Source organism: Nocardia sp. CNS-044, assembly GCF_059570515.1.
This window is the reverse complement of the sequence record NZ_JCANSX010000008.1, coordinates 803,084-809,743: the sequence shown is the minus strand read 5'-3', so window position 1 is coordinate 809,743 and position 6,660 is coordinate 803,084. Positions and strand designations below refer to the sequence as shown.

The 6,660-nt window shown below is 67.1% G+C and carries 5 protein-coding genes; all 5 read left to right on the top strand.

The features are described 5' to 3' along the window. Positions 1 to 120 precede the first annotated feature (120 nt). Positions 121 to 1,512 (top strand): IS1380 family transposase, encoded by a 1,392-nt coding sequence (locus T333_RS22775; RefSeq protein WP_496423424.1) that lies wholly within the window; start codon positions 121 to 123, stop codon positions 1,510 to 1,512. 359 nt (positions 1,513 to 1,871) lie between these two features. Next, the gene (locus T333_RS22770; RefSeq protein WP_357249249.1) at positions 1,872 to 2,726 is read left to right on the top strand and encodes a helix-turn-helix transcriptional regulator; all 855 of its coding nucleotides are present in this window, start codon (positions 1,872 to 1,874) and stop codon (positions 2,724 to 2,726) included. Positions 2,727 to 2,802: 76 nt separating this feature from the next. Further along, the gene (locus T333_RS22765; protein WP_355003682.1) at positions 2,803 to 3,585 is read left to right on the top strand and encodes a glucose 1-dehydrogenase; all 783 of its coding nucleotides are present in this window, start codon (positions 2,803 to 2,805) and stop codon (positions 3,583 to 3,585) included. Positions 3,586 to 3,884: 299 nt separating this feature from the next. After that, positions 3,885 to 4,856 (top strand): NAD(P)-dependent alcohol dehydrogenase, encoded by a 972-nt coding sequence (locus T333_RS22760; protein WP_496425760.1) that lies wholly within the window; start codon positions 3,885 to 3,887, stop codon positions 4,854 to 4,856. A gap of 553 nt (positions 4,857 to 5,409) precedes the next feature. Beyond that, on the top strand, positions 5,410 to 6,651 hold the full coding sequence (locus T333_RS22755) for an oxygenase MpaB family protein (RefSeq protein ID WP_355003684.1): 1,242 nt from the start codon (positions 5,410 to 5,412) through the stop codon (positions 6,649 to 6,651). Positions 6,652 to 6,660 lie beyond the last annotated feature (9 nt).

Below are 6,660 nucleotides of genomic sequence, written 5' to 3'. Positions count from 1 at the left end.
AGCCTCGATCCACCGACGGGCTTGCGCCCGTCGGTGTTGTTTGAATGAGAAAGTGCCCTTCGAGCTGGGATGATTGCTGTTGTCTAGGCAACAATCGTGCAGTTCAGAAGGGCACTTCGAGTGCAAGTTTCTCATAGGTTCGCCGCGGAGTCTGCGGTGTTCGACGATGACAATCTCGTGGCGTTGGCCGGGCTGGTGCCGGTGATGCGGCTGGCGGAGCGAACCGGGCTGGTAGAGGCGCTGGCGGAGAACGTGATGATCACCGCACCGCGGATCGAGTCCGGGTCGGCGAATCCGGCGCCGAAGCTGGCCACGCTGATCGCGGGGATGTGTTCTGGGGCGGACAGCATCGACGATGTCGGCGTGCTGCGCAGCGGCGGCATGGCCACTGTGTTCGATCGGGTGTATGCGCCGTCGACGATCGGAACTTTGTTGCGGGAGTTCACCTTCGGGCACGCTCGCCAGCTCGAGGCGGTGCTGCGAACGCATCTGGCCCGGTTGTGTGATCGGGTGGAGTTGCTGCCGGGTGCCGGGGTGCGGGCATTCGTCGATATCGACTCGCTGCTGCGCCCGGTGTACGGGTATGCCAAGCAGGGTGCCTCCTACGGTCACACCAAGATCGCAGGCAAACGCATTCTCCGGAAAGGACTTTCGCCGCTGGCTACCACGATCAGTACCGATCTCGCGGCGCCGGTGATCGCCGGGATGCGGTTACGTGCCGGAAGAACCGGCTCGGGCAAGGGCGCCGGCCGGATGGTCGCCCAGGCCGTCGCCACCGCGCGGGCGGCCGGAGTCACCGGCGAGATCCTGGTCCGTGGCGATTCGGCCTACGGCACCCGCGCGGTGGTCGGTGCGTGCCGACGCGCCGGTGTTCGGTTCTCGCTGGTACTCACGAAGAACCGTGCCGTGCAGCGAGCGATCGCGGCGATCGGCGAGGATGCGTGGACTCCGGTGAAATATCCGGGCGCGGTCCGCGATCCCGACACCGGGGAGTGGATCTCCGACGCCGAGGTCGCCGAAATCGGTTATACCGCTTTCGCTTCCAAACCCGACGCGGTCACCGCCCGGCTGATCGTGCGCCGCGTCCGCGACGCCGCCCGCCAGGACGAACTGTTCCCGGTCTGGCGATATCACCCGTTCTTCACCGACTCCGCCGAACCCACCGTCGACGCCGATATCACCCACCGCCGCCACGCCGTCATCGAGACCGTGTTCGCGGATTTGATCGACGGCCCGCTCGCTCACATGCCGTCGGGTCGTTTCGGCGCGAATTCCGCCTGGGTGTTGTGCGCGGCGATCGCACACAATCTGCTGCGCGCCGCCGGCACGCTCGCCGACCCGAGTCTGGGCAGAGCCCGCGGCACCACGCTGCGACGCAAGATCATCGCCGTTCCCGCTCGTTTCGCTCGCCCGCAGCGAAAACCTGTGCTGCACCTACCCACTCACTGGCCCTGGGTCGCTGCCTGGCAGCAGTTGTGGCACGCCACCACCACTACACTCTCGACCTGCTGATCGCACGCAAGCCATCCCTACAACCAGGAAAAACAGTGGAAAAGCTGGGCAGACCAGCGGCTACCTCACGCCCGAGACCCGATGGTCCGCGCGCCGCGGGCGCGCGGACCATCCCCGAGACCCGTCGGTGGATCGAGGCTCAGCCAGTACCCGCTGGATCTGCTCGCGCAGGACAGAAACTGCACGGCGTGCCCCAGGTCGACCTTGCTCGACGCCTGCGAACACCTGCTCCCGGCGAGTGCCGATCACCTCGCCAGGTAGATCCCGCACAACTCGACCGTGACATGCGGCACCGCGAGGTCGGCGAGATCCAGCAGCCGACATCCTCGGCCCACCACGCCGGATTGTTACCGTGAAATATGCCCAGCGAATCCCCGGTAGCGGCGACTCTGCGTCGCGAGCAGCTCCGCGACTTCCTTCGCACCCGCCGCGCCCGGCTCACCCCCGGTGACGTCGGCCTGATCGCCGCGGGCAAGCGGCGCACGCCGGGGCTGCGCAGGGAGGAGGTCGCGATGCTGGCCGGGGTCGGCGTCTCCTGGTACACGTGGCTCGAGCAGGGACGCGACATCAACGTGTCGGCCGAGGTGCTCGACGCGGTCGGTCGCGCACTGCGCCTGACCGAGCCCGAGCGCGCGCACCTCTACGTGCTGGCCGGTCTCAATCCGCCCCGCGCGGGTGCGGCGCGCGACACCGAGGTCTCGTCTCAGCTTCGGCAGGTGGTCGACGCGTGGGCGCCACGTCCGGCGATCCTGCGCGACCGCTATTGGAATCTGCTCGCCGTCAACGAGGCGACGCGCATCGTCTTCGGCTATGACGACACCGACCGCAACTGCATCGTCTCGTTCTTCACCAACGCCCGCTACCGCGGCATGCACGACCCGTGGACGTTTATCGCGCCCGCGGTCGTCGCCGCCTTCCGCGCCGATGCCGACCAAGCCCCCGACGATCCGGAGTTCCGCCGCGTCATCGACGAACTCGCCGCGGTGAGTACCGAATTCGCCGAGCTGTGGGCCCGGCACGACGTCGGCGTCCCCGCGCAGGGCGTGAAAGCGGTGCGCCATCCGGCGGCGGGCGAGCTGTTCTTCGACGTGACGACCTTGGTGGTCGCGGACCGCCCCGATCACCACCTCGAGCTGTACCACCCGCGGCCGGGCACCGCGACCGAGGAGCGGGTCGCCCAGCTCTTGCGGAGCCCGGTAGCCGCCTCGGTCTGATCACCAGGGTGGTGTTGCCGGACCCATGTCGACCACGCACTGTTCGCCACGCGTCGGGCTCGGCAGGCTGAATGCCATGACGCACAACACTTCCGGCACATTCCGATTCCAGGACAAGATCGCGCTCGTCACCGGCGGCTCGAGCGGGATGGGCCTGGCGACCGCGCGACGACTGCTGGCCGAGGGCGCCTCCGTGGTGATCACCGGCCGGGACAAGACCCGGCTCGATGCCGCGGTCCAGGAACTCGGCGGCGGTGACCGCCTGCTCGCGATGCCCGGTGACGCGTCCAGCCTCGCCGATCTCGACGCATTGGCCGACGCGATCCGGGAACGCTTCGGACACCTGGACGTGGTCTTCGCCAATGCCGGTGTCGCTTCGTTCCAACCGCACGCCGACGTCACCGAGGCCGAGTTCGACCGCGTGGTCGACATCAACTTCAAGGGCGTGTTCTTCACGATCCAGAAGACTCTGCCGCTGCTGTCCGACGGCGCCGCGATTGTCGTCAACGCCTCGTGGACCCTGCACCGCGGCATGCCGGGCGCTTCGCTCTATGCGGCGACCAAGGCGGCGGTGCACAACCTCGCGCACACCCTCGCCGCGGAGCTGGGCCCGCGGCGGCGAATCCGCGTCAACTCGGTGAGCCCCGGCTACATCGAGACCCCGATGTTCCACGCCGAAGTGTCCCCGGAGGCGCAGACCGCCGTCGTCGGCGAGGTGGTCGCCGGACGCGTCGGCACCGCCGAGGACGTCGCCGACGCCGTCGCGTTCCTCGCGTCCGCGGAGGCGTCGTACGTCAACGGACAGGATCTGATCATCGACGGCGGTCTGGTCGCCTCGATCCCGGGCAAGCTCCTTTGAGCTCGGCAGCGAGTCTCACCGTCGGCACGGTCATCGGGCGCCACCTGCTCCGGCTGGACGGCTCGCGCGACGCCGAACCCGAACGGATCACCGCGTTACTCCGAACCGCCTTCGACGGCATTCGCCCACGGCGCCGCGCGAACCATTCCGGACAAGTCAGCATGAATCCTCCACCGAAACGCTGTCCGAAACCCTGTGACACTCGAATCAGTGCTGGTCTCAGGGGTTTCCCCGATGTCCGGCCCTGGGGTGGCGATCTACCGTTTCGGCGATAGCGGGTAGCACGAACGGAGAACCCAATGAAGGCGATCATGCAAGACCGGTACGGATCACCGGAGACCCTCGAGTTCGGGGACGTCGACCCACCGCTTCCCGGCGACGACGAGGTGCTCGTCCGGGTGCACGCCGCCGCGGTCAACGCCCTGGATTGGCATGTGATGCGCGGGGATCCGTACCTGGCCCGGCCGATGATGGGTTTGCGCGGGCCGCGGGCGAAGATCCGCGGCCGTGATTTCTCGGGCCGGGTCGAGTCCGTCGGGCGCAACGTGACGCGGTTGAAGGCCGGTGACGAGGTGTTCGGCGAGGCCGACGGCGCCTTCGCCGAGTACGTGGCCGCTCCGGAAGGAGTGGTCGCGCACAAACCGGCTCGCCTGACATTCGAGCAGGCGGCCGCGATTCCGCTGGCGGGGAACACCGCACTCATGGGGCTGCGGGACCTCGGGCAGGTCCAGCCGGGCCATCGAGTTCTGATCAACGGCGCGTCCGGCGGCGTCGGCACGTTCGCGGTGCAGATCGCCAAGGCCTTCGGCGCGGACGTGACCGGCGTGTGCAGTACCAAGAACATCGAGCAGGCGCTGGCACTCGGCGCGGACCGCGTCATCGACTACACCAAGGACGACTTCGCCACCGGAACAACGCGATACGACCTGATCTTCGATCTCGTCGGCAACCGCTCGCTGTCCGAATCGCGGCGAGCACTGACACCGGCCGGCAAGCTCGTCCTGTCCGGCGGCGGCGTGTACCGGGGCGGCTCGATCGTCGGACCGATGGCGCTCATGGTGACGGGAATGGCGCTGGCGCGCTTCGCCCGCTGGGTGGACGTCCTCCAGGTGGAGCAGCGCGCCGACAATCTGACCGCGCTCGCCGAGCTGGTCGAAGCCGGGAAACTCACACCGGTGATCGACCGGACCTACCCGCTCGGCGAGGCCGCCTCGGCCATCCACTACCTGGAGACCGAGCACGCGCGCGCGAAGGTCGTCATCACGGTCTGACGACAACGACCGCCGCGGCAGGCACGCGCCGAGCGGTAACGGCACCCGGGGCGTCGGCGAGCGAGCCCGGCAGGTGCGCTTTACCAGCCGGTCGTCCGCTGGTTCCAGAGGACCTCCACAAACACCCCGCCGATGCTCCGATCAGTGAATTTCGTTGTGGGCCAATGCGACACAGCGATCTCGGCGCGACGCCGCCGCAAACCGGCTACGCACACCTGAATCTTGCCGGTTCGTCGCAATAAGTTACTCACTATTACCCACCCACACCCCTGATGCGCGCCCGCCCCCGTTCGTCGACTCGCGACACGGTCGGGTCGACATGAGGCACGGCAAGGTCGCAAAAGATGCACGTGGCCTTGCTCTAACAGCGACTCGAACGCAGTCGCGCATCCCCCACGGGCCGAACGGGAACGCACGAAACCCGGGTTGAGCAAAACGCGGACAGCACTCCAGCGAGCTGTTAAGTTAATAACTATTCCTCGGTTGATGACGGTGGGCATGGGTTGCTCGCCGCCGGATCGAGGTCTGCTCGTACTCAATGAGGAGTGACGTCATGGATGGACTCAACAGACGTGATGCGTTGAAGGCCAGCGGGATCCTCGGGGCGCTCGGCGCCTTGGCGATCGTTTCGCCCGCGCGGGCGGAGCCGTGGACCTGGTCACCGCAGGGCTCGGTGGCCGGATCCGGTTCCGGCGCCGACCCGATGACGGTGTGGGATCCCGAGGCCGACCAGTTGGTCGCCGGATTGATCGATAGAGGCGAAGTCCCCCGGGTCAACGAGTTGTTGCGGACCTGGACCAGGAACGGTCAACCCCTACCCGGCGGATTGCCCTCGGAGCTGCGCGATTTCATGGAGTACGCGCGTCAGCTGCCGCAGTGGACCGATCGGGCCAAGCTGGGTACCGCGATCGAGTTCAACAAGAAACGCGGACTGTATCTCGGTGTGCTCTACGGTTTCGCCAGCGGCATGATGAGTACCGTCATTCCCAAGGAGGCGCGGGCGGTCTACTACTCCAAAGGCGGTCAAGACCTCAAGGACCGCATCTCCAAAACCGCCAAACTCGGGTACGACATCGGCAGCAACAATGCCTACGGCCCCGACGGGGAGATGGTCGTCACCTGCGTCAAAACCCGGCTGGTCCACGCGGCGGTGCGACATCTGCTGCCGCAGTCACCGCATTGGGTGCACTCCGCCGAGGAAGACGTTCCGATCAGCCAGAACGACATCATGGTCACCTGGCACAGCCTGCCCACGACCGTCATGAAGCACCTGACCGCCTGGAAAGTGCCGATCCCGCCGCACGAATCGGAGGCATTCCTGCACTCCTGGCAGGTGGCCGCGCACATGCTCGGCGTCCGCGACGAGTACATCCCCAATTCGTGGGCCGAAGCCAATTCCCAAGCGGCGCAGGTCCTCGACCCCATCATCGCGGCGACGCCCGAGGGCGCCAGACTGGCCGACCGACTCCTCGGGCTGGGCGCCAACATCGACTTCGCGATCCTCAGCAAACCGGTCCTCGGCGCGTTCACCCGCTTCTTGCTCGGCGACAAGATCGCCGACGGACTGTCCATCCCGAGGGAACCGGTGTGGGATCCGCTGCTCCGATTCAGCTGGGGCCCTTTCATCGCCGTGCGCGAGGGTCTGCTCACCGCTGTCCCGCCCGCGGCGGACGCCTACTGGCTCCTCGACGAATTTCTCCGCAAAGCCGCCCTGATCTATCTGGCCGAATTGCGGATGCCGATCAGCATCGAACTCCCGACGATGAACCGCGATATGAGCGTGCCGCCGCGCTGAATCACGGTC

Coding starts and splice junctions, on each gene's coding strand:
- T333_RS22770 (WP_357249249.1), top strand. CDS start 1,872: ATGCCCAGCGAATCCCCGGTAGCGGCGACTCTGCGTCGCGAGCAGCTC.
- T333_RS22765 (WP_355003682.1), top strand. CDS start 2,803: ATGACGCACAACACTTCCGGCACATTCCGATTCCAGGACAAGATCGCG.
- T333_RS22760 (WP_496425760.1), top strand. CDS start 3,885: ATGAAGGCGATCATGCAAGACCGGTACGGATCACCGGAGACCCTCGAG.
- T333_RS22755 (WP_355003684.1), top strand. CDS start 5,410: ATGGATGGACTCAACAGACGTGATGCGTTGAAGGCCAGCGGGATCCTC.